Annotated in this window: 7 protein-coding genes; all 7 read left to right on the top strand. The window is 44.9% G+C overall.

The genetic code is table 11. From position 1 onward, the window contains the following. The first annotated feature begins 91 nt into the window (after positions 1-91). Complete coding sequence (locus ACKU35_RS06150) at positions 92-1,357, top strand: tyrosine-type recombinase/integrase (RefSeq protein ID WP_319764144.1); 1,266 nt, start codon at positions 92-94, stop codon at positions 1,355-1,357. A 575-nt stretch (positions 1,358-1,932) separates the two neighbouring features. Continuing rightward, positions 1,933-3,588: an ABC transporter transmembrane domain-containing protein gene (locus ACKU35_RS06145; protein ID WP_319764142.1), complete on the top strand. Its 1,656-nt coding sequence runs from the start codon at positions 1,933-1,935 to the stop codon at positions 3,586-3,588. Continuing rightward, entirely contained in the window at positions 3,588-5,711 is a 2,124-nt protein-coding gene (locus ACKU35_RS06140; RefSeq protein WP_319764140.1) for an ABC transporter transmembrane domain-containing protein, read from the top strand. The genes ACKU35_RS06145 and ACKU35_RS06140 overlap by 1 nt, the downstream gene beginning before the upstream one ends. Positions 5,712-5,729: 18 nt before the next feature. Continuing rightward, a complete protein-coding gene (locus tag ACKU35_RS06135; protein ID WP_319764139.1) occupies positions 5,730-7,046 on the top strand; it encodes an HlyD family type I secretion periplasmic adaptor subunit in 1,317 nt (438 codons plus the stop codon). Positions 7,047-7,062: 16 nt separating this feature from the next. Beyond that, on the top strand, positions 7,063-17,202 hold the full coding sequence (locus tag ACKU35_RS06130) for an Ig-like domain-containing protein (protein ID WP_319764137.1): 10,140 nt from the start codon (positions 7,063-7,065) through the stop codon (positions 17,200-17,202). 532 nt (positions 17,203-17,734) lie between these two features. Continuing rightward, positions 17,735-23,152 (top strand): PAS domain S-box protein, encoded by a 5,418-nt coding sequence (locus ACKU35_RS06125; RefSeq protein WP_319764135.1) that lies wholly within the window; start codon positions 17,735-17,737, stop codon positions 23,150-23,152. A 907-nt stretch (positions 23,153-24,059) separates the two neighbouring features. Beyond that, the gene (locus ACKU35_RS06120) at positions 24,060-24,407 is read left to right on the top strand and encodes a metalloregulator ArsR/SmtB family transcription factor (RefSeq protein ID WP_319764132.1); all 348 of its coding nucleotides are present in this window, start codon (positions 24,060-24,062) and stop codon (positions 24,405-24,407) included. Positions 24,408-24,415 lie beyond the last annotated feature (8 nt).

Below are 24,415 nucleotides of genomic sequence, written 5' to 3'. Positions count from 1 at the left end.
GTCCCTATATGCTGTATTTAAAGACTTTCTTTTATAAAAATGTCCCAGAGCGTCCCTTGAAAGTTGCGAAAAGTGGGAGTAAAGTGGGATAATGAAATCAAGCAAAGCAAAATGGTCAAAGGTTAAAGGAGCCATAGGTCTCCGCTACTACGAATTCCCAGACCGAAAACATAAAGGCAAACTTGACCGCTACTATAGTTGCCGATGGTCACGTAATGGGAAAAAGATTGAAGAAGGAATCGGCTGGTCCTCTGAAGGGTGGAAAGTATCAGAAATAGTTACCCTTCGCCACACATTGCAACAGAACTACAAAAAAGGATCTGGCCCAACAACATTTGCTGAACTCAAAGAGCAACACGCCAAAAAGAAAGCCGAGGCTCAGGCAAACGAAACCAAAGAACAAATCAAAGAAATCACTTTCAGAGATTTTTTCGAATTGTACTACATCCCATGGAAACGCGACCGCAAAAAACGCAAAACCTGGACGGATGATGTTAAGCGGGCAAACAAGCGTATTCACCCATTTCTTGGAGAATTCCCTCTTTCGGCTATTACTCCAGATCTCCTTCAGGAATTCATGGACACCCTTTACGATGACAAGCTGGCCGATGCGACTGTACTCCATCATATGGCTATTATCAGATCTGTTTTCAACCGGGCAGCCACGACTGTGGTTGAAGATGTGGTCGTATTCCCTGACCAATCCCCTATTGAGCACGTAGATTTACCCCAGATCGGCAACCAGAACCAAAGAGAGCGATTCCTTAGCAAAGAAGAAGCTAAATTACTACTAACAGCAACGATTGAAAAAGCAGAGCAAGCCAAAGCTGCACATCACAGGAAATGCTGGCAAGATCTACACGATGCAATTCAGCTATCATTAAACACTGGCATGAGGCTTGGCGAAATCCAGCGTGTAGAGTGGCATGATATTAATTTTTATGGAAAGCTGCTTACTGTGCGTATGCTCAGCAGCACCCAGAAGCCGGGCGGAAGTATTCCTCTTAATTCTGCAGCCCTTGATATGCTAATGCACCGCAAAGAACAGTCTGACGGAGCCTTGATCTTTCCCCCTCTTGCCGGAGGCAAAAAGCGCGAGAACCTTTCACATCAGTTCAAGGCTGTGGTGGACGAATTAGAACTGAATAAATATGCCACAGCCAAAAGCCAACGAATTGTCTTTCATAGCTTAAGACATACCTTTGCATCCTGGCTGGCAATTGCCGGCGTCGATATTTACCGGATCAAAACGCTTATGCGACATAAGACTATCAACATGACTATGCGGTATGCCCATCTTAGTCCGGACCTTTCCCAGGGAGCAGTGGAGTTACTCACTACAGAGCCTCTCTCATGAACTACCTGTTAGCCTTTCTGCTAAAACCGCTCATCTTTGGCCGGTTTCCCGCACAAGCGACATCCTGCTCCATAGAAATCTTCATAAGGAACTTCATTCACAATACCGAAATACTCCACTTCCCCAAGATATTCAAAGCAGTTATCGCAATAATTCACAACAGGATACTGCTCATTTTTATATGTCAGATATCCTCAAATCATAGCAGCTTAAAAATTTTATATTTTCATTAATTGTTACTGTAAAGAAAAAAGATACTCTCACCTCAAAAAAAGACGGCCAAAGCAAAATTTCCATATGGTATCCACACACCAGATTCCCAACCATGATTAAACTTTATTCGATTATATTTCAAACCCTGGCCTCATAATTGCTCAGATTTGCTGTGAACAACTCCCCGAAATATCTTTACCTATTTTCTCCCCACAATGAATAAGGTTTGCCACAGCACCCAAAACAATTACTCTGTAGCCAAATATAATCGCTGGAAAAAAAATATCACTTACTATATTCTACGAAATGGGCAGTATGCATGTTTAAAGATATCGCATTTATTTTAACCTTTGGAGAGAGCTATGGCCACAACCGCCAGGCAGAAAACACACTCAGTTACTCCGTTGAAAGCAGGTAGACGGCTGGATATTCTACTGCTCAGCTCAGTTATCAATATCCTCAATCTTGCAATTCCTATAGTTCTTTTACAGATCTATGACCGGATACTACCCAACAAATCCTCAAGTACGGCAATGGTCCTTTTCGGTGGAGCCCTGCTGGCCATATTTATTGAAGCTGCTCTACGTCATTTACGAATTTTCACCCTGTCAGTTTTCGCAGAAAAATACGAATATGATTTTTCCATGCAGGCTTTGATTAAAATATTTAAAAGTGACTTGTCATCGGTTATGAGCCTTGGAACTGGGATCATTAAGCAGCGTCTGAATGACATAACCAGCTTACGCGATCACTATTCAGGTCAAACTTTTCTAGTCATATGTGATCTTCCGTTCTCTATGCTTTTTTTGGGTGCAATTTGGTATATCGGCAGGGGCCTAGTTTTTGTTCCTCTTACACTTTTCTTAATTGCTGCCCTTACCATACTGCTTTCCGGGCGAATGCTGCGCTCAGCTTCCCTCAAGGCAAACGACCTTGAAGATGACCGTATTAACTTTGCCACCAATATATTCAATTCGCTCGTCTCCGCAAAATCTATCGGTGACGAACGGATGGTACTCAGGACATTCAGGGGTAAGACTCAAGAGGTATTAAAACATAGGCTGAAACTAGACCGAACCAGTAATGCGTTAGCTGATTTCATTGCTCTTACAGGAAAAACAACTACTATCGCCACTGTTGCCGTCGGCGCAGTCTTTGTAATCAAAGGCTATCTTACGACCGGAGGATTGGCTGCATGTACTATCCTTGCTGGACGCAGCCTCGGCCCCATAATATCACTTATGGTTCATTGGACACAGGTCCAAAAAATCATAGTTATCCAGAAACGCATCAAAGATATTTGGGATCTTAAAGACGACAATATATTTACTCCCGACAGCGAAGCCCCTCTTGAAGATGGCTCTATAATTATGGATAAAGTCATTGTTTCACGAGGCGACAAAAAATACTCATTTACCATGTATATGGAGAGTGGCAAGAAAGTAATGCTGCGCAAAGCCGGAGACGATATCTTACCTTTGTTTTGGGGGTTGCTGATAGGAACGACAGCACCTGAAAGAGGAAATCTATTAGTAGGAGGACATCTACTGAATAATTATTCCCGTCCCGCATACCGCAGCAAGGTTGCTTTCATATCAAGGCACAGCCAACTCTTCCGGGGATCAATCCTTGAAAACATCTCACTTTTCCAGACCAAAAAAGAAGCATTGGCCATCGAACTCGCTGAACGCATCGGGTTAGCAACCTTTATCCATGCTCTGCCGAACGGATTTCGAACTCAGATAGGAGACATGATAGGTGGCCCTCTTGAACAGGGAATGATTCAGCGTATTGCAATTGTCAGGGCGTTGGTCAATGAACCGAAAATCCTGATCTTCAACGAAGCAGACGAAGGAATCGACCTTGCAGGCAAAAAGCGTATTGTCCAGTTACTGAAAGAAATGGATGGACCGACTATCATCATGATGCCCTTGGACGTATCAATGCATGATACATTCAAGGACACTTTGGAGCTTGAAAGTGTATGCACAATTTCAAGCAACACAGGAGGCAAATAATGACAGCGATGGAAAAAAGCCAGAATATGGCCTCCAGAGGCCAAATAACCTGTGCTCTTGGAGACGAGGGAATCACCGGAGAATTATTTTTTGCACTCCAGAATTCAAAAATTGAACAAAACCAATATTTATTTGCTTTAATCGGAGTACTGACAGATCTACGCTGGAAAGGCACAATCAAAGATCTAGTTTCGTCTTTACCGTCAAAGGGAGAAGGAGAGTTAGACCTACCAGGAATGCGCAACGTATTATCCCGGCTGGGCTACACTACAGAAGTTTTTCCGGCCGGATGCGTCAAAGTCCTGACTGCTTCGGCACTGCATATCGCAAATAACGGCGAAGCCACAATAATTAATCCAGAGGACCAAATCCCCAGACACGGACAAATTATGTTCTATGAGCTGGAATCAAATACAGCCGAACGCCCACCGCAAACATCGTGGCTGCATTGGACTATTTCTGGACTTTGGCCGCAGATTCTGACAGCTGTAATCTCCAGTCTCTTTACTAATCTGTGTGCATTGGCCCTGCCTTTCTATATCCGTTATGTATATGACCGAGCAATTCCTGCTCATTCAGAAAACGCGCTTATCTATCTTGGGAGCGGAGTTCTGCTGGTCGTCTTTTTCAATACCATCTTCCGTAACGTCCGTTCACGAATGCTTACCTACGCGGGAAGCCGTATAGCCTATTTGGCCGGCACAGAGTCCATAAGCAAACTGTTAAGCCTGCCCTTGTCGGTTCTACAACGGTCCAGCGCGGATTCGCATATTCTTCGCTTCAGAGACCTTGAACGACTGCGGGAATTCGTAACCGGCAGTTTTGCCTCCACATTACTTGACGCACCCTTCATTGTAATATTTTTGATCGCCATCGGTTATTTGGGCGGTAACCTCGTTGTGGTACCGTTATGTGCACTCATTTTCTACGGTCTCCTCATTCCCGTCCTCAGCATGGCCGAGGACAGAGCCATGCGTATTTCCGCCAAACTCAATGCTGACCGCACTGCCATGCAGCATGATGTAGTCACCAACATCCGAGACATCATCGGTGTAGGAATGGAGTATCAGTGGTTACAACGCTACTCACAATTAATGACTAAATCAGCACGAGCCAACCGGGAATACACCATAGTTTCTACATTGCTGCGCATTATCTCCAGATCCATTTCTGCTATAACTGCGCTGGCAACATTAGCCTTCGGCGTGAAGCTTGTTTTCGACAACAGTATAACAGCTGGTGCTCTAATAGCAGCAATGATGATCATCTGGCGGATAACCGCCCCAGCCCAGACCTTTGCCACCACTTTTAGTCGTTATTATCAACTTCGCCACTCTGCAAATCAGATTGACCGACTTATGGACCTTTCCGGTGAAAATCTTGAACACTCACTTGTTTCGCCGCTAAAGGGTCTACCTAAAACCATTTCCGTAAACAGAGTTGTTTACCGTCATAGCCCTAACCGGGAGCCGGCATTAGCTGGGTTGTCTTTCAATGCGGAGGAAGGCCAGATTATAGGCATAACTGGACCAAACGGATCAGGTAAATCAACACTCTTACTAACTATAACCGGACTGCTCCAACCACAGGGCGGAAGCATAATGATCGGAGGTCGTGATATTCGCCAATTTCAGCCGGAAGACCTGCGCTCTTGGCTTGGTTATATGTCCTCTGATGAACGCCCATTTCGTGGAACTCTACGCAGTAATCTACTTGCAGGCAAGCCTGACGCAACGGATTTGGATATGCAAATTGCCTTGAAAAAGGCAGGGGTCCCCAACCTAATAAACGAACTTCCTGAAGGGCTGAATACCCCCATATTCACTAAACGGGGCTTACGGGTAGGTCATGATACGCAACAAGCTATCACAATCGCAAAAATTCTGCTCAAGGATTCCTCTATCCTTATTTTCGACGACCCCATTTTCCATTCAGAAAAACAAGAATCCAACTTCATTCACACACTTAACGACTATCGCGGAAAACGCACAGTGCTCATAGCTTCACACAATAAAGCTCTACTGGAACAATGCGACCGTGTACTTCTGCTTGATCATGGGTTGGCTGTAAGTTTTGGATCTATCCCAAAGCCCGAAAAAACAAACAGCACTTCTGGCCAATAATCACTGACGGAGATGAACATGACTAAAAAAGCTAAAATTACAATTGATTTATTCAGGGAAAGAAACATTACTCCAACACGTGAATCACAACCAGTACGGCTAGTTTCATGGCTAGCGGCAATATTTATTTTTGCCCTTGTCGGCTGGTCCTTTGTAGCCAAAATACCAGAAGTTTCCCGTACAAGAGGCCAGGTGGCACCTCGTGGTGACATGATACTGGTACAAAGCCTTGAGGGGGGACAGATCGTAGATTTTTTAGTCAAGGAAGGACAAATGGTTGCTAAGGGGCAACCACTTATCCGCTTTGAACCCCTAAAAACGGAAACAGATGTTAAGCAGTTGGCTTCCAGAAGAATTTTCTTAGAATTGGAAGCAGAACGACTGAAAGCTTTTGTTTCCGGCAAGGCTCCTCAATTCAATAAATATGAAAAAAAAGATGGACTTTTCACGGAACAGCAAGAACAGCTATTATTAGCTCAACGCGCTGAGCTTGATGCAGAAGTTCAGGCTTTGAATGAACAGCTACAACAAAAACAACAATATTTGGAGGCTGTGAAGAAAACACGCTCGGTTCTAGTGGACCAGCTTAAATCTGCAAAGGAAATATCCAATATTTATAAAAACCTGCAAAGAAAAAAAGTTGCATCATGGTTGGAACACCAAAATGCCCGGCAACGCGAATCTGAATTCAAAAAAGAACTTGAAGAACTGGACGGTATGCACCGGGTCACTGAAAAAGAAATTTTGGAAATTGAAGAAAAACAAAAAAAGGTTCGCCGAAACATGTTTGCAGATGCTCAGGAAGCACGCTCCAAGGTCCTTTCCGAACTGGCAGAAGTCAAACAACGTCTTGCGGAAAGACAAACCAGTCTGGATAGACTGCTAATCAACTCCCCGGCTGCAGGGATTATTAAATCACTGCCCTTCACCACATTAGGAGCAGTGGTCAATCCCAGTGAAATTCTAGCTGAAATTGTTCCGGTGGATGTTGACCTGATGGTTGAAGTTCAGATTTCGCCCCGTGAGATCGGATTTATTCATCAGGAACAGCCCGTAACTATCCGTATCGATACATTTGATTACGCCCGTTATGGAACCATTGACGGAGTTATGGAAAAGATCAGTCCGACGACTTTCACCGGACCAAAAGGCGAATTATACTATCATGGTGAGGTGGCTCCGCAGAAAAAATATCTCGGCAGCGACCCGACAAAGAACGTTCTGATCCCCGGCATGACCGCTGAAGTAGATATTATCACCGGGGAAAAAACCGTATTCGAGTATTTGCTAAAACCAGTGTTCACATTGGCTCACGACAGCTTCACCGAGCGTTGATTGCAGGAGACATATCATGGCTGACAATCCCGAAGCAAACGAAACCGGACAGGAAGAGCTTGATTATTTAAAGCAGTATCACGAAACCAATGCAGCTGAGCAGGCGGAACAGACAGCCAGAGACGCCAGACAGCTTGACGCGCAGGAATATTCCCAGTCTGCTCCACAAGAAGGACAAGCAGAACAGCCTTTTGGAGGGCGCAAAGATGACAATGCGCTTGTTGCCGGGCGTACTGGAGCTGCTGCAGATCAGGCAGAAGAAAACGCCGAGCTCAACCTCGGGCAGTTAACTGGTGATGTTGAAAACGCTGTGGCGGCATCGGAGATTGAAAGCGATCCCCAGTCGCAGACAGTCGAAAATGAACCATTGCAAGGAGTGGCATCTACACCCGAGAGCGGACTGGACGGAATGGCAGCAGATTCAACTGACACAAGTCCCGAACGTGGCGACGTGCGTGCCGCAGACTTGACTGCTGATGCCCTTGAAAATCCTCAAAATCCCGAAATTCCTGTACAGACTTCGACCGCTCAAGTCACCAGCGCAGAAGCAGTGCTGCCGGACGAAACAGATGCTGTCTTAGCTGGTGAAGATACAGCAGAAGATGAAACTCCGCCTCCCCCGGTCGCACAAACTCCAAGCATTATCGCCACAGCAGCAACAGGCGACGAAGACACAGACATTGCATTAAATATCAATGTTGCATCCCTTGATTCAGATGGCGGAAAAGAATCACTTTCAATCACCATTTCCGGCGTACCTGAAGGAGTCACACTTTCAGCAGGTACGGACCTCGGCAATGGTAATTGGCAACTTTATCTGGCCGATTTAAACGGCTTAACCCTCTCAACTCCCGAAAATTACAGCGGTAATTTCAATCTGACCATCACCGCCACAGCCACCGAGGCAAACGGAAACACAGCCACAACGACTTCAAGTATGCCTGTTTCCGCTACAGCTGTTGCCGATGCCCCGGAACTGAAAGCGACCCTTGGTGATACTCATGAGGATAGATCGGCAGATCTTACCATTACTGGAGCTCTCATCGACACAGATGGTTCAGAAGCGCTGACCTATGAAATTTCTAATCTTCCCGAAGGTTCCAGCCTTACCGCAGGGGCTAGAAACGCAGACGGTACATGGACGCTGCTCCCGGAGGACCTCGACGGTTTGCAATTCAATCCCCCTTCTAACTACTCCGGGGAAATTACTTTTGACGTAGCAGCCATTGCCACTGATAATGACGGCAGCGCCGCCCGTACCGAAACAGTCCTAGAAGCCAATGTCACTCCAGTAGCAGATACTCCGGATCAATCTGCAAACAATATTTCTGGACAGGAAGACACTCCCACCTCTATTGAGGTGTCCAGTGAGTTAACCGATTCATCGGAAAGCCTGTCCGTGCAGATCAGTAACGTTCCTAACGGAGCATCATTGAGTCATGGAATAGATCTCGGTAACGGAGTCTGGTCTGTTGACCCGGCGGACCTCGGCAACCTGACCGTAACTCCTCCGGCTGATTTCTCCGGCAGCTTTGATTTTGAGATCACCAGTACCGCCACAGAATCGGACGGCAGCACCGCTTCGACCTCCGACACTTTCACCGTATCTGTAAGTGGTGTGGCAGATGCTCCTGAACTGGATGTACAAAATGCCACTGGCGCAGAAGATAACACTTCGATCCCGCTTGATATCAGTTCGGCCCTCACAGATTTAGACTCTTCGGAAACCCTATCTATAACTGTTTCCAACATGCCCGAAGGTTTTACCCTAAATGCCGGAACTAACAATGGCGACGGAAGTTGGACACTTGCGCCCTCTAACCTTGCAGGGCTGACAATCACCGCCCCCAAAGATTATAGTGGAGAATTCAATCTTTCCGTTTCCGCCACTTCCACTGAAGCTGACGGCGACACGCACACCACCAGTACCACCCTGCCTGTTTCCATTACCGGAATAGCTGATTCTCCTGAAGTAAAAGCAGTTGATGTGTCAGGAACCGAAGACAGCTCCATAGCACTCGACCTTTCCGCCGTCACAATGGACATTGACGGATCAGAAACCATAACCTCTACTGTGATTACCGGAGTTCCTGAAGAATTTACTATATCTGCCGGTATTGATCTCGGTAACGGAGAATGGTCCATTCCTGTTAATCAACTCGCAGATGTTTCGCTTACCGCACCAGAACACTATTCCGGGACAGTATCGCTGGGCCTGACCGCCACCGCAGAAGATACCGGGGGAGACACTGCTACAACTTCCACCAATTTCAGTGCCACCTTCTCAGCTGTTGCTGATGCCCCCACCGTTGGTGCGGCCGATGTTTCCGGGAGTGAAGATAGCCCTATTGCGCTAACCTTAGGCTCATCACTTGTGGATACTGACGGCTCCGAAACTCTCGGTGTGGTCATCAGCGGACTTCCCGAAGGATCAACTCTTTCCAGCGGTAACGCGCTGGGTAACGGAGAATGGGCCGTGCCCGTTGCCGACCTTGCGGACCTGACCATAACCCCACCCCGAGACTTCTCCGGTGAGATGAGCCTTGAAATAACCGCCACATCCACGGAACCGGACGGGTCAAGTGCCGTAAGCAGTGCTCCATTCACTGTAACAGTTGACGCTGTTGCCGATGCACCGGAGCTGACTGCATCCCTCAGTGGTGCCGAAGAAGATAACGGCATGGCTATCAACGTTGCAGGGACCCTCACCGATGCCGACGGATCAGAAAATATATCCTATACCATCTCAGATGTTCCCGACGGATTCAGCCTGTCAGACGGCATCCTCAACAACGACGGATCATGGTCGCTCAGTCCGGATCAGCTCAATAATCTTGAACTAATTCCGCCTCAGGACTTTTCCGGCAATGTCAGTCTAACCGTTACAGCAACCTCAACCGATGAAAATGGCGACACTTCAAACACCACCGTGAATGTTGATGGTATATTCGCCGCAGTTGCCGATGCCCCTATAGCCGCTGCCGACAATGTATCCGGCAATGAAGACAATCCCATTACGCTAAACCTCACAGCAGCAGTTGTTGATGTAGACGGCTCCGAAACCCTCTCCACAGTCATTACCGGAGTTCCTGCTGGAGCAAGCCTGTCCAGCGGAAACGACTTAGGAAACGGACGTTGGTTCGTTGAGCCTGCTGATCTCGGCAACTTGACCGTAACTCCACCTGAACATTTCTCAGGAACCATGAATCTAGCCCTTGAATCTACAGCCACAGATACTGGAGGCGTCACAGATGTAACCACCGCACCATTCAGTGTGGCTGTGGCCCCGGTGATTGATTCCCCAACTCTGGGAACCGAAACATCACGTGGTAACGAGGACACCTCTATTGCAATCGACGTCGATGCTTTATTGGTCGACACTGACGGTTCAGAAACTCTATCCCTTAAAATCGAAGGCGTTCCCGACGGCTTCAACCTTTCCTCCGGAACAAAGAATGCAGACGGCACATGGAACTTGGAACCGGATGATATTAACGGCCTGACCATGAACACGCCTCAGGATTACAAGGGCGAATTCAATATTACTGTTACCGCAACGTCTACTGAATCTGACGGACAAACAGCTTCCGTTAAATCAGTAATCCCGGTTACTGTAGATGCTGTAGCCGATACCCCTGATTTACAGGTAACAGCAGCCAGCACAGCTGAAGATACTGCAGTTGCCCTAGATATCAGCTCTGCAACTACAGATATCACAGGGACAGAATCCATTACGCAGTTAGTGATCAGCGGTGTTCCCGAAGACGCGAGCCTTTCCGCAGGTACACTGAACGGGGATGGTTCATGGACATTGGAACCGGGACAACTCCAAGGATTGACCCTTAACCCTCCTGCTGATTCCAACGAAGACTTCACTCTCACCGTGACGACTACAGCTGTTGAACCAAATGGGTCAACGGCTAGCAACACGACTACCCTGCCTGTATCAAGCAGCGGGGTGGCAGATACCCCAACCATATCCACAGAAGATGCCAACGGAACAGAAGATAGATTCATTTCACTTGATATCGAAGGCGGAGTTACTGATCTCGACGGTTCCGAATCCATACATTTTCAAATATCCGATCTTCCTAATGGCGCAACCCTCAACCATGGGATAAGACAGTCTGACGGCACTTGGAAAGTTGAAGCGGATGACATTGACAGTCTTGCTATCAAGGCACCCAGAAACTTCAGTGGCAAATTTGATATTAACGTTACCAGTGTTGCCACAGAAAATGACGGTGATACCGCACGCACATCCTCCCCCATCACCGTTTCCGTTGAAGCAGATGCAGACCGGGCATGGGTAAGGGTTAGAAGTGTGAGCGGTATGGAAGACGAGCCTCTCAATCTCAATCTGAATACACGGGTGGTGGATTCTTCTGAAGAAATCCAATCCACCGTCATAACCGGAGTACCGGAAGGCTTTACCGTTAACGGCGGTGCAGACCTTGGTAACGGCGAATGGTCAGTTCCAGCTGATGATCTCGGATCAATTTCGCTTAGCGCACCTGAAGATTACAGCGGAACAGTCCGGCTGGGATTCAAGGTCACCACTGTTGAACCGGAGAACGGCGACACCGCAACTCGCACCAATGGATTCAGAGCCACTTTCAATGCAGATGCAGACGCACCAGCCGTAACAGCACAGGATGTAGCCACCAACGAAGATACACCTGTGCAGCTGGCACTGGGAGCCCAACTCACTGACATCGACGGTTCAGAATCATTAGGCATAACTATTTCAGGTGTACCGGACGGAGCAACTCTGTCCTCTGGAACCAATAATGGTGATGGCATTTGGACTGTCGATCCCGGAGACTTTGATAGTCTGGAACTTACTCCCCCGGAGAACTTCTCCGGGCCCATCAACCTGTCCATGCTGGCAACAAGCACTGAAAGTTCCAACAACGACACCGCTATTTCTTCCGTTGACTTCTCTGTCGACGTGATAGGGGTAGCCGATGTTCCTTCTCTGACCGTAGTTGATGCTCTAGGTAATGAAGATTCCGGCATAGGACTGACCATCCGCGCAGGACTTGCCGACACCGACGGTTCGGAATCTTTATATGTAGAATTCTCAGATGTTCCGAATGGTTCCAGTTTCAGTGCCGGTACCCCGCTTGCTAACGGAAACTGGGTGGTTCCATCCAGTGCGCTGGACACTCTTGAGATAACTCCGCCCATGGATTCCAATGAGAGTTTCACCCTCACCGTACGTTCCCTGGCAGTGGAAGAAGACGGCAGTCGGACATACTCTGAGCCGCAGAATCTGGACGTAACGGTTCGCGGTGTACCCGATGTACCGGAAATGGAAATAGGTGTTGCGCAGGGTAACGAAGACACTCCCATTTCTCTTAACTTTAACGCTACTTCCACAGATGATGATAGTTCGGAAACCATCAGCTACGTTATATCCGATCTCCCGCAGGGGGCATCGTTAAGCACCGGGGTATTCATCGGCAACGGCCGCTGGTCGGTAAGTCAGGAAGATATGCAAAACCTGACCGTCAATCCACCCAAAGACTTTGCCGGAGAATTTAATCTCAATATCAAGGTTGTGGTGCAGGAAAATGACGGGCGGCAGGCATCTCATGATTACACCACCACCGTAAACGTTGACGCAGTTGTGGATCAACCCGCTCGCGGGGGCCTTGATGCACCTCGCTCATACGGCTCTGCAACCGGAACAGAGGACACCGCAATTTCATTAAATCTTGATCCGGGCTTAAGAGATTCTGACGATTCTGAATCAGTGGAATGGGTTGAAGTCTCTGACATACCGGATGGTGCTATACTCTCGGTAAACGGAATTGCCCTGACCGCAGCAGATGAACAGGAACCGAGTGTATTCCGAATTATGCCAGATGACCTGAACAACGTAACCGTCACCCCGCCGGATGATTCCGGTGATGACTTCCAACTTTCGATCAAGGCTATGATCACCGATGGAGAGGGAGTCAACGCTACCAGCGAAGGGCTGCTGAACGTTCGGGTTATCGCAGATGCGGACACACCTACTCTCTCTGCTGATTCAATCTCCGGCGATTCCGGGGACGAAATCAGCGCAGAGATCAGTAGCGCACTCACCGATGTCGATGGTTCGGAATCACTTAATTTCATCATTTCAGGTCTGGAAGGAACCCAGATAGTCCCCACTGACGGGCTAAACATCGGTGGCGGGTCATTCCTTGTTTCTGATGAACAACTTGCCAATCTCTCCTTTGTTCATAAAGGAGATGACACTAGCATGATTGTACCGGTTACCGTACATGCCATTGCCACTGAATCAGAAGGCGATACCGCAACCAGCACTATTTCTTTTGATCTGGCTATAAATGAAGATGGTGGAGGCGGCAGTTGGTGGGATAATTTAGTGGACTGGATCAGAGATCAGTTAGGAATAGGAAGTAATGACGATGACAATGCCGATCCCAGCGAAGCACCGGAACTTAGCGTTACTCCACCGGAAGGGACTGAGGATCAGGCTTTTGCAATAACAGCCATACCTGATTTCGGTGAAAGAGGTAGTCAGGAATCCATAGTAATCAGAGACCTTCCAGATGGAGCCACTCCCAATATGGGATTTTACAATCCTATTGATGGTAATTGGATCATTCCCGGAGACGATCCCAATATTGCCAACCTCGCAATCAACCCGCCAGCAGACTTCGCAGGCTCGTTCGAATTCACCATGACCGCGGTAAAGACCGGAAATGACGGAGAAACTCAACAAGATGTTGAAAACGTCACCGCCGACATTGATCCAGTTGTTGATCATCCCGGCGTGCGACTAGGCAACTCCAGTGGAACAGAAGATACTCCGCTAAATCTCGACCTGAGGGTGACTACCGGAGATTCCGATGGTTCGGAATCCTTAGTCTTAGTCATCATCAGTGATGTACCTGAGGGCGCAAGCATCAACGGAGCTATTGATCTCGGAGATGGTCGTTTCAGCGTTGATCCCACTGCATTGGATCAGCTCAGCTTTGTTCCTCCTGAAAACGAGCACGGCAACTATAAACTCACAGTCGAAACCGTCATAGAAGAATCTAACGGCTCACAAACAAGCTTCTCCAACACTTTAGGTGTGAAGATCACAGCAGAAACGGATTCCGCCGATCTAACCGTAAATGATACAACTGGAACAGAAGACACTGCCGTTCCTCTTAATATCGATGCCGACTTCATGGATGAGGATGGATCAGAAGTCATGAGTGTGACCATCTCCGGTGTACCTGATGATGCCATGTTCTCAACAGGAAGCAACAACGGTGACGGATCATGGACTTTTACCGCAGCCCAACTTGAGAATCTTACTTTCACTCCCCCGCCGGATGCCAGCGGAACTTTCGATATGACTCTAAACGCCTACACTATGGAAACCTCCACAGGAGAAGTCACTACCACTTCCTCTAATTTCAGCGTTGATGTTGAAGGCACTGCAGACGCGGTTATCGTGGATTCCCAAAATTCCCACGGCGACGAAGACACTGCCATTCCCGTCACTATCGAGTACACTGAATTCGATATTGACGGCAGTGAGTCTGTGGTCGCAGTACTGACCGGAATGCCCGAAGGTACAACCTTTTCCCACGGATCCCTGCAAGAAGACGGTTCATGGGAAGTTACTGGTGCTGAACTCACGAACCTGACAGTAACTCCACCCGAACACTTCTCTGGAGACATCAATTTTCATGCAAAAATCATCACCACAGACGGTAGCGACTCAGCTTCTTCTGCTACAGATTTGACTGTTAGCGTAGCTCCCATAGCGGATGCGGCAGTTGTAGAACCGCAAGAGGCAGTAGGTATAGAAGACACTGATATTCCTCTCGATCTTGGAGTCTCACTAACTGACGGCAGTGAAATTTTGGAAGTCACAGTGACAGGGGTTCCAGTTGGTGCAACTCTGGACGCCGGAACGCAGAATGCAGACGGATCATGGACGTTAGCTGCGGATGATCTAGATGGATTGACGATGACCCCGGCACAAAACCAGAGCGGAGAATTTATCCTCACGGTAACAGCTACCAGCACCGAGCCTGAAACCGGGGAAACTGCCACATCATCGTCAACTATGACTCTAGACATTGTTGGGGTAGCTGACGCAGTAACCGTCAATGCAACAGATGCAGCTGGCAAGGAAGACACTGCCATAACCATTAATGCAGACTTCTCATATCAGGACGTAGACGGCTCGGAAACTGTCACAGCAATAACTGTCTCCGGTGTCCCCGAAGGCGCAACCCTTTCCGTGGGCACCCAGAATATGGACGGAACGTGGACAGTTGATCCTAGTGACCTAGAAGGGATGACATTTACCCCATCGGAAAACTTCTCTGGTGAAGTTAATTTGAGCCTCGGATTCGTTAACGAGGAAGCCGATGGCGACACTCTGGTAACTACCCAGGATATTACTGTTAACGTTGCTGGTGAGGCTGATGAGGTAATCGTCAACGCGACCGACTCTATCGGCAGCGAAGACACAGCCATCGCCATTGATGTGGACTTCTCATATCAAGACATGGACGGCTCGGAAATTGTCACAGCAATAATTGTATCCGGTGTGCCCGAAGGCGCAACCCTTTCCGTGGGCACCCAGAATATGGACGGAACGTGGACAGTTGATCCTAGTGACCTAGAAGGGATGACATTTACCCCATCGGAAAACTTCTCTGGTGAAGTTAATTTAAGCCTCGGGTTCGTTAACGAGGAAGCCGATGGCGACACTCTGGTAACTACTCAGGATATTACTGTTAGCGTTGCTGGTGAGGCTGATGAGGTAATCGTCAACGCGACCGACTCTATCGGCAGCGAAGACACAGCCATCGCCATTGATGCGGACTTCTCATATCAAGACATGGACGGCTCGGAAATTGTCACGGTAATAACCGTATCCGGTGTGCCCGAAGGCGGAACTCTTTCTGTCGGCACTCAAAATTTAGACGGAACGTGGACCGTTGATTCCAGCGACTTAGAAGTGATGGCATTTACCCCACCGGAGAACTTCTCTGGTGAAGTTAATTTAAGTCTGGGGTTCGTCAATGCGGAAGCCGATGGCGACACTCTGATAACTACTCAGGATATTGCTATTAGCGTTGCTGGTGAGGCTGATGAGGTAATCGTCAACGCGACCGACTCTATCGGCAACGAAGACGCCGCCATCGCCATTGATGCGAACTTCTCATATCAAGACATGGACGGCTCGGAAAATGTTACGGTAATAACTGTATCCGGTGTGCCCGAAGGTGGAACTCTTTCTGTCGGCACTCAAAATTTGGACGGAACGTGGACCGTTGATCCCAGCGACTTAGAAGTGATGACGTTTACCCCACCGGAGAACTTCTCTGGTGAAGTTAATTTAAGTCTGGGGTTCGTCAACGTTGAAGCCGATGGCGACACTCTGGTAACTACTCAGGATATTGCTGTTACCATTTCTGTCGAAGGTGATCCAGATGGTCCTTTACTCAGTACCGAAGACGTTTCCGGAACCCAAGGTGAACCTATATATTTGAATATGCAGGCCGAAGCCGTAGCTGAGAACAAAACATTAAGCCTGACTATTTTGGATCTGCCAGAAGGCTCTGTTCTTTCAGCTGGGCTTAAAAACGAAGACGGATCATGGAGTCTTGAACCGGAAGAGATAGAAGGATTACAGCTTAACACCCCAGAAGACTTCTCCGGGGACTTCAGCTTAAACGTGACTACAACTGTGAAAGATGAAGGTAACACCTTTGAAACATTCCATTCCATATCTGTTTCCGTAGAGGCCTCACCGGAACCATTTATCCCCATGAGTACAGGCTCTCACGCATATATGGACGAGATAGAAATTAATGACGACGGCAATAAAAACCCAAACAACATTAGTCACCAGGCTCAATATTATGCTGATCAACTTGGTTTGCAAAGTACATTTAAGCCAGAAGAAAATGCACAGCCTGATGCTCAGGAGCTAGAACAGACCCTTAGTGGAGTTCCTAATGGAACCAGCGTAGACACTCTCATCAACAATCATATTGAAAATCAAAGTGAAGCCCTAGCAGGAGAACAAATTCTTGAAGATCCCATTCCGGCCGTACAAGAAAATATTATGGAACAAGGGAACGAAAATGCATACTTAATAATCTTAGAAAATGAAATGGGTTAATTTTGCAACTACCAAATATTAATGTTAAGCAAAAAATTAAGTTTCTTTACGCATAGTGAAATTTATTTATGTAACAAAAACCTTCTAATATTTTGAACCGAGCAAACCTCAAGAGTGCGCATACTATCAACATCCATGCAGAATTGACCATATTTATCATGTTCCGTTTTGTAATATTAACTCCCAGCTGGACAAAATTGGCACACACATTCCAAGCTAACAACCTTAACTCCGGCTTACATCATTTGTAGGCGCCTAAACCTAAAGCATAAAAAAATATTAGATTAAACGTAGTACCTTTCATGTTTTCTCCATTCCTATCAGTTCTCCCTTAGACAATTAAAAACCAATATTGTGCCAAGTAAGACCTTCCATATATCTCCTCCTACCTTGTAGAACATTTTATTATTTGATAACTACTTTTATCAGGTAAAAAAGAGTCTACACACTTTTGGGTATCTAAGCTAAACAGATTTTTCAGCATAGATCTTCACCATATTACCTTTGTCTGCTTAAAACCAACGAGTACAAAATGATTCAAATTAAAGAAATCTCTAGAAACAAGACGTTCCTTTTCTTTCTGGTTCCTACTTCTTTTTTTCTTGTGGGAATCGCTGCAATACTTGGAGTACAGCAAGATATTGCATATACCAAAGCAGTCAAATTAGAAGAAAAAAATATCGTAATGAGTGAAAAACGCCTTTTCGAAGCAACTTTGGCAACATACTTAACGGACATAGCAACTACTTCTGACGTATTGGACATAAGAATTCAAAATGCTGTAAGTTTTGATAGTTTTGTAGCCAGTATTGAAACCGTTTTCCTTTTGATAGCTAAGAATAATCCATTATATGATCAAATACGCTTCTTGGACGCTTCAGGGATGGAACGAGTGAGGATAAATAGAACCCGCGATGGCAGAGTCGTCACAGTATCTAAAGAAGAGCTGCAAAACAAAAGCAAACGTCCCTATTTCCATAGGGCTTTAGAAACCGCAAAAGGGATTTATATATCACGTTTTGATTTAAACATCGAAAATGGAGAAATCGAGCAACCATATAACCCTGTCATACGATTATCAAGCCCAATAAAAAAATCGGATGGCACTACTATCGGTGTAGTTGTCATGAATGTTAAGGGGGGACAACTTCTTGAACAACTAGAGAAAATCAACTTCAATTCGAATGGTGATATTTATTTAATAAACGAAGATGGGCAGTGGCTAAAAAACCCAAACCCGAAGAATGAATGGCTATTCATGTTGGAAACTTCCATTACGACCTCTATGCCCTTAGATTTTCCATTAGTTTGGAATAGAATAACTGAGAATAATGATGGACAAATTCATACAGACTACGGCTTATTCTCATATGCGACAGTAGCTATAACTGATATTCAGAAAAATCACCGTTTTCCACATGACAAAGTATTTAATGATGAAAATTGGATCATCATTTCTATCGTACCAGAAAAAGAATTGCATGCAGGTTGGTGGGGAGTCTTTCCGCTTTTATTGCTGCTCATTTTATTACTCAGTACGGTCTTATCTTTTATTTTGGCAGACTATAGAATCAAACGCCTTAAATTTAGAAATGAAGTGGAAAGAAAGGAAAGACAATTAACAGCAATTACTGAAACCGTCCTTGATGCTATCATCATGACAGACTCGTCTGGGCGAGCTCTTTTTTGGAACAAGGCTGCCGAAAGAATTTTTGGGTTTTACGCCCATGAAGTACTTGGGAAAAATATTCATAACTTCATTGCCGGAGAAGAAGATTTAATAGCATCGGGGCATGGACTGGCTCAATTCGCGAAAACGGGCAAAGGTCCAATCATCGGGGTAAAAAGAGAAGTTGTAGCAAAACGCAAAGACGGCAGTAACTTCCCTGCAGAATTACACATTAATGCCGTTCAAATTGATTCACACTGGTGGGCCGTTGGAGTGGTTCGGGACATTACTGACTGGAAATCTGCACAACAAGATATTATCGCTCTAAATGAAGATTTAGAGCAACGAGTTAAAACCAGAACAGAGGAGTTAGAAACCTCTCTGATCAACCTTGACAGACGGGAAAAGCTTTCCAACCTTCTGGTAGATATCGCTAGCATTGCCAATACTTCTCAGTCGGTTGATGACGCATTTGAAGAGACATTGAGACTTGTTTGTCAATTTACAGGCTGGCCTGTAGGCCATGTGTTTACTTACAGCACTCTTGAAGACAGATTACTTCCAACCAATATATGGAGTATCTCCAACCCAAATCGTTTTGAACGATTTATATCATTAACTCGACAAAGCTCTTTTGTTTCAGGACAAGGTCTTCCAGGTAGAGTATACAAGAGACGCCAGCCTCTTTGGATTGAAAACGTAACTCGAGACAAAGACTTCTCTCGTTCCAAAGCTCTTGAGGAGGTAAATGTTCGAGCTGCTTTTGCTTTCCCTCTTTTCAAGGATAATGCTGTTATGGCTGTCCTTGAATTCTATTCTGAAAATATACTAAAACCAGATCATTCTCTTTTGGATATGGCTAAATATGTCGGTCACCATCTTGGGCATGTCATGGAACGAAAACGCATAGAGGATACCTTAAAAAATAGTGAGCAAAAATTTCGAAGCCTATTTGATCAAAGCTTTCAGTTAATGTGGGTTCTTTCACCAGATGGTCGCATATTAGAAGCAAATAAAGCATCCCTCAAGCTCATACAATTAGTGTCCAATCAACTTATTGGTGATTTTTTTTGGGACGGGGACTGGTGGCAGGAGCCAAATAAAACTGTAGATATCCGCAAAGCTGTGGAAAAAGCCTCATCTGGAGAATTTGTCCGAATGGAGATCACTTATAATGACACAAAAAACGCTAAGCATACTATCGATTTTTCCATCACTCCAAGCTACGATGAACAAGACAATATTATTTACCTCATAGCAGAAGGACGTGATGTCACGTCCTTTAAACAACTGGAATCTGAAGCTGACCTACTAGCTAAAGTTGCTCAGAAAACAACAAATGGGATCGTAATCACGGACAGAGAAGGATATGTTGAATGGATAAACCAAGCATTTAGTGACATCTCAGGGTATTCAATCGAAGAACTGGTAGGTAAAAAACCGGGAGATTTACTTCAAGGGGATAATACTGACTCACAGACTGTAGACATTGTCAATGAAGCTCTACGTAAAGGAGAAGGCATAACTGTTGAGATTCTTAACTACAGTAAAACATGCCGTCCCTATTGGGTTGACATGGACATACAACCGATTAAGGATCAAGACGGCATTGTAAACAAGTTTATAGCTGTCGAGAGTGATATTACTGAACGGAAGAGAGTAAGCCAAGCTCTTATCGAATTCAAAACGACATTAGATCAAATTAATGATGCTGTATTCATTTTCGACCCTAGTTCACTTCTATTCACCTATGTTAACCAAGGAGCAACAGCACAACTTGAGTATACAAGAGAAGAAATGCTTTCACTAAGAATTACTGACATTAATCCTGAACTTTCTATAGATCGCTTTAAAAACATGGTCGACCCACTTGTTACAGGAGATGAAAATAATTTATCTTTTGAAACAATGCACGAGACCAAAACTGGACTATTTAAGCCTGTACATATCTTGCTGCAGTACGTTCATGAGAACAACCTGCCTCCTCGTTTTGTAGCTGTGGTAAGAGACATAGCAGAACAAAAAAGAATCACATTTGAGTTGAAAGAAGCAAAAGACATCGCAGAAGCAGCCACTGTGGCTAAGAGTCGTTTTTTGGCTAACATGAGCCATGAAATCCGAACACCAATGAATGCTGTCATAGGGATGAGCCATATTTTAGTCAATTCTGAACTCACTTCCAAACAAAAATCGCAAGTCCTCAAAATACAATCTGCGGCAACATCCCTTCTTGAAATTATTAACGACATATTAGACTTTTCAAAAATTGAGGCAGAGAAAATTCAAATAGAGATGAAAGCCTTTGATCTTGATACGTTACTGACCAACACCATTGCAGTACTTCGGGATAAAGCTGAAGAGAAAGGACTTGAGATCATATTTGATATTGATCTTAACATACCTCGGTGTGTTATTGGTGACCCCCTCCGATTATCGCAAGTTTTTACCAACCTAATCTCCAATGCAATCAAGTTCACAAAAGAAGGCCATATTCTCATTAAAATTGAAACTGTTCCCGTAGATAAAAAAAATAAAAAATATACATTCTCAATTGCTGATACAGGCATTGGAATTCCATATGAAGCTCAGCAAGAGCTATTTAAACCCTTTAGCCAGGTTGATGCTTCCACTACGCGCAAATATGGAGGGACTGGACTAGGATTAGCTATTTGCAAAAATTTGATTCAGCTGATGGGTGGTAAACTTCAATTGAAAAGCACCCCTGGAGAAGGAAGTCAATTTTTCTTCTCTATAGAATTAGAGCTAGCAAGCGACGATTTTTTCTCTTATGAACCGGTTAAAAGATTAGAAGGACTAGATGGTAGTAAGATATTAATAATCGACAACAATGAATTGTACTGGCCTATATACGAACAAACATTTCTTCAGTGTGGCTTCTCGCCAGAATTCTCCTCATCTCGGAATGAAGGAATGGAAATGCTTTTCGATTCAACCAGTGGCAAACATTTCGATATACTTTTGCTTAGCCTGGACTTACCAGACAATGACGGACCAGAGACATTACACATAGTCTCCTCAGACCATAGAACTCAAAATTTAACGGTTATTACAATCACTGCTTTCCCAAGTAAATACATGCTTGATGAAAGTACTAGCTTTGATCTCACTAAGCCGATATCACAATCGTCCTTATATGATGCAACGCTGCAAAAACTAGGTAAGCCCAATCTTTACCATGCATCAGTCTCCACCTTAGAAAAAGATCAAATTATAGAAAAAGAATTACTTGCAGGTGCTAAAATACTTGTTGTTGAAGACAACGTTTTAAATCAAGAAGTAGCGAAAGAGTTACTCGAAGCAGTTCAGATCTCTGTTTATCTAGCAAGCAATGGGGCAGAAGCTTTAGACTTACTAGAAGAGTTTGAATATGACGCAATACTTATGGACTTGCAAATGCCAATAATGGGTGGGTTGGAAGCTACAAAAATTATTCGAAAGGACAAGCGATTTAGAAATCTACCAATCATTGCAATGACAGCTCATGCTATGATTGGAGATAAAGAAAAAAGTATTGAAAGTGGTATGACCGACCACATAACGAAACCTATTGACCCTGATGTCCTCTATGGAACTTTGATACGATGGATTATCCCTAGTGCCCACCATCTCGTGCAAGACACAGCTCACGCCTTAGGATCAGTAGAAGTTGAAACTAACAAGATCAAGCTACTAAATACGCGACAAGGACTGAAAAGAGTTGCTGGCAAAAGAGACACTTACCTAAGATTGCTTAAACAATTTCGAGACAATTATAGTGACACATTGAGTAACGTAGACGAAGCTATTGCTAGTAAAAGTAATGATGTGGCACTTCATGCTGTACACTCTCTTAAGGGTGTATCTGGCAATATAGGGGCTACAGCTCTCTATTCAATTCTTGTCGAGCTCGAAAAAGCTTTGATAAAAAATTCAGACAAAGAAATCGATTTTTTCATAAAGAAAAGTAAAGCTACTCTAGACTCCACTTTTGATACCATCAGAGATTTTTTAAATGAGAACTCGCACGGTAAAGCGTCAGATAGTATCAATCTTAACGCGAAATCAATCTATGAAAAATTAATAGAACTTTCTGCTCTAATCGAAGGCAACAATGCAGAATCTGTCGATTTAGCAGAAAAAATACAAGCAGCGAATCCTAGTTCAATATTTGCATCCCAACTACATGACACAATAAACGCCCTTAGAGTATATGACTTCGACACAGCTATGGCTACAACAAACTCTATCCTAAATGCATTGGATGTAAAACAAAACCTTTAAATCATAGCAACAAACATATCTGTCTTTAAAGGTTCTGAGCATCAGGCACATAGGGTTAAGTACAGCAATAAATCTGTTTATTGTTCAAAGGATTGTCGCTTCTCTGCAATGGTAGTCCCCCCATTCTTAGGGGGCCTGAAAAGTAGCGGCTATTGTCCGAGTCCTGATTGTGTCTCAGACAATTTAGAAAAAGTTTCTCCAGGGGAATTGCTCAAATTTTTTTCGAGAAACTGAGGAAAAAGCAGGGGCTGCCGAAATGACAGCTCAAAGATATAGCGACCATAAGCTTACATAAAACTATCACCTAGCAAAGACTCGGAGATCACGCTGCCTGAGCTGACGTACGGGATGGCGCGAAGCATCACGACCGAGAGCAAGAAAACAGGTGTGTGTCATTTTTTCCATACAAAACATGTATCTTGATTGTGAGAAGAGATTATAAACAGCGTAGTTTTCAACGTTTGGCGATGCATTTGTACTGCAGGTTTGGATGGCAAAATGAGTGCAGGTACGCGGCCAAACTGTTCTGGCCATATAACAATAAATGTCCCAATATCAGCATTGGCGGCATTATTCCGGTACAGAAATTGAGAATGTCTGCATAGCCGCTATTCTTCAGGACCCCAAAGAATAGGGACCCCATTTAATATACGCTTGTATGTATTAGATGCTCAAAAAAAATTGAAACATGACGCAAGGAGTGCAATGACATTCGTCTGTGCTCTCAGTCGTTAAATAATTTTGCTACTTACCTGTAGAGCCCCTCAGAAATTCAAATTTCTATGTTTTTGTTTAGTTACACATAGGGAAAGACCTCTATGTGCCAAAAACATGGACATTATGCTTAGATGAATTTTATATGAATCTCACATTGACATATCCGCATAAGCAGATACATAGCTAGATCATGGATTATTTAGCAGAACGTTTGAAAGCCCTTTCCGATTCAACTAGACTACGATTAATTAGCCTTCTTGGACATGGGGAACTCTGTGTATGCGATCTCATGGAAGCATTACATTTGCCGCAGTCAAAAGTTTCGAGGCACATGTCGATCTTAAAAAAAACAGGATGGGTAGTAAGTAAACGGAAAGGTAAATGGATATATTATCAGCTGGGAAAACCTATTAATCCGATTCAGGCTCGTATTTTGACCATGCTGCGAAATGATTTGTCTCAAATTAAGCAACCAATAAAGGATTATCAGAATCTTCTGAATTTTCTCAAGACTAAACACACTGAGGAGTGCGATTAACTATCACT

Source organism: Maridesulfovibrio sp., assembly GCF_963676065.1.
Classification (GTDB): Bacteria; Desulfobacterota; Desulfovibrionia; order Desulfovibrionales; family Desulfovibrionaceae; genus Maridesulfovibrio.
Note: the sequence above shows the minus strand (reverse complement) of the source record. Positions and strands in the feature narration are given on the sequence as shown.

Coding starts and splice junctions, on each gene's coding strand:
- ACKU35_RS06150 (WP_319764144.1), top strand. CDS start 92: ATGAAATCAAGCAAAGCAAAATGGTCAAAGGTTAAAGGAGCCATAGGT.
- ACKU35_RS06145 (WP_319764142.1), top strand. CDS start 1,933: ATGGCCACAACCGCCAGGCAGAAAACACACTCAGTTACTCCGTTGAAA.
- ACKU35_RS06140 (WP_319764140.1), top strand. CDS start 3,588: ATGACAGCGATGGAAAAAAGCCAGAATATGGCCTCCAGAGGCCAAATA.
- ACKU35_RS06135 (WP_319764139.1), top strand. CDS start 5,730: ATGACTAAAAAAGCTAAAATTACAATTGATTTATTCAGGGAAAGAAAC.
- ACKU35_RS06130 (WP_319764137.1), top strand. CDS start 7,063: ATGGCTGACAATCCCGAAGCAAACGAAACCGGACAGGAAGAGCTTGAT.
- ACKU35_RS06125 (WP_319764135.1), top strand. CDS start 17,735: ATGATTCAAATTAAAGAAATCTCTAGAAACAAGACGTTCCTTTTCTTT.
- ACKU35_RS06120 (WP_319764132.1), top strand. CDS start 24,060: ATGGATTATTTAGCAGAACGTTTGAAAGCCCTTTCCGATTCAACTAGA.